This is a genomic window from Streptomyces sp. NPDC046862, from assembly GCF_040704615.1.
GTDB lineage: Bacteria > Actinomycetota > Actinomycetes > Streptomycetales > Streptomycetaceae > Streptomyces.
In genome coordinates this window covers 1-2,001 of record NZ_JBEYXP010000130.1, presented here as the reverse complement: position 1 = coordinate 2,001, position 2,001 = coordinate 1, and the positions used below count along the sequence as shown (strand labels likewise).

Annotated in this window: 1 protein-coding gene; it reads left to right on the top strand. The window is 68.4% G+C overall.

The genetic code is table 11. The annotated features are described in order from the left end of the window. The first annotated feature begins 57 nt into the window (after positions 1 to 57). Positions 58 to 1,944 (top strand): IS481 family transposase, encoded by a 1,887-nt coding sequence (locus tag AB0959_RS52940; protein WP_366834207.1) that lies wholly within the window; start codon positions 58 to 60, stop codon positions 1,942 to 1,944. Positions 1,945 to 2,001 lie beyond the last annotated feature (57 nt).

The window sequence follows — 2,001 nt, the reverse complement described above, 5'->3', positions numbered from 1 at the left end:
TGTCCGATCCCGGGTGATGCTTGACAGTTCGATCCCAGCTGATGGTTGACGGGGGCCGTGATCGGCTTTTCTGTGCACGTCGTTGCGGCGTGTGGCGGGAGGCCGGGATTGGCTCTGGTGGAGTTGTCGGTTGTCGAGCAGAGATACCGGGCTGTGCTGGCAGTGTTGGCGGGCGCGACGGTGACCGAGGTCGCCGCATCGCTCGGGGTGTCGCGGCAGACGGTGAGCGGGTGGAAGTCCCGGTATGAGGCCTCGGGTCTGGCGGGGTTGGCGGACCGTTCTCGCAGGCCGGTCTCGTGTCCGCATCAGGCCTCTGTCGAGGTGGAGGCGGCTGTGTGTGAGCTGCGGCGCAGGCATCCTCGGTGGGGTCCGCGGCGGATCGCTCATGTGCTGGAGCGTTCTGGGGCGGTGGATCCGGTGCCGTCGCGGATGACGGTGTATCGGATCTTGGTGCGGCATGGGCTTGTGGAGCCGGGTGTGCGCCGTCGTAAGCGGTCGGACTACAAGCGCTGGCAGCGTGATCGGCCGATGCAGTTGTGGCAGATGGACATCGTCGGCGGAGTCATGCTGGTCGACCCGGTCACCGGTGAGCTGACCGAGGCGAAGATCGTGACCGGGGTGGACGATCACTCCCGGTACTGCGTGATCGCGTCGGTCGTGGCCCGGGCGACGGGGCGGGCGGTGTGTGCGGCCTTCGTCGGTGCTTTGCGGTCGTTCGGGGTGCCGGAGGAGGTGCTCACTGACAACGGCAAGCAGTTCACCGACCGGTTCGGGCACGGTGGTGAGGTGCTGTTCGACCGGATCTGCCGGGAGAACGGGATCGCTCACCGGCTGACCCAGCCGGCCTCGCCGACCACGACGGGCAAGGTCGAGCGGTTCCATCAGACGCTGCGGCGTGAACTCCTTGATGACTGCGGCCCGTTCGAGAGTGTTGAGGTGGCTCAGCGGGCGCTGGATGCGTGGGTTCAGGAGTACAACTCCTTCCGTCCGCATCAGGCGCTTGAGATGCAGAGCCCGGCGGACCGGTTCACGCCCGTTCCGGAGCATGAGCGGGAGGTGCTGACCCTGAAGGTGCCCGGGGTCCTCTCGCTCGTCCCGCAGCAGCGGACGGCTCCTGTGGTGGTGCCTGCTGCCGTGGAGGCGGCTGAGCCGGTCGCGGCTGTTCCTGAGCTGCCGGATCAGGGGGTGGGTGACCTGGTGCCGGTCGAGCATGGCGGGCCGGTGGAGTTCGAGCGGGTGGTGCCTGCGTGTGGGAATCTGCAGGTCGCGGGCAAGCAGTTCTGGCTGGGCCCGGCCCGCTCGGGTCTGACGGTGACGTTCTGGGCCGACACGCAGGTGATCCACCTGTTGATCGCCGGGGCGCGGATCAAGACGGTGCGGTCGCATCTGTCGGTGGCGGATCTGGCACAGCTGGCGGCTCGGGGTGGGCGTGCGGCGGGTCCGTCTCCGCTGCCGGTGGGTGAGGGGGCCGCGTTCGAGGTGGACCGGCTGGTCAACAACAACGGGCTGGTGGGGCTGGCCGGGCGCCAGGTGCTGGCGGCGGAGATCCTGGGCGGGCAGCAGGTGAGCATCCGCATCGACGAGGCCACGTTGTCGTTCTTCGACCCGTCCTCGCGGGAACTGCTGAGGGTGCGGCCCAACCCGCTCAGCCCTGACGAGATCAAGCGTCTGCGTGGTCTGCGGCCTGCGGGGCCGCCGCCCCGGCCGCGGGTGGAGCCGATCCGTGTCCAGCGGCGGGTCAGCGCGGTGGGCACGGTCATGGTCTGCCGGCAGAGCGTCTCCCTCGGCCGCCCGTACGCGGGCCGGACCATCACCGTGCACGTGGCGGAGTCGACTCTTACGGTCGAGCTGGACGGCCAGGTCCGTGTCATCCAGCGCACCACGGACATCCCCGTCCGCAACGTGAAGGCGAACAAGCCCCACGAGGTTTCCGATGTTGTCTAGGCCCACCGTCAAGCATCAGCTGGGACCAGAACGTCAAACATCACCTGGGACTAGACA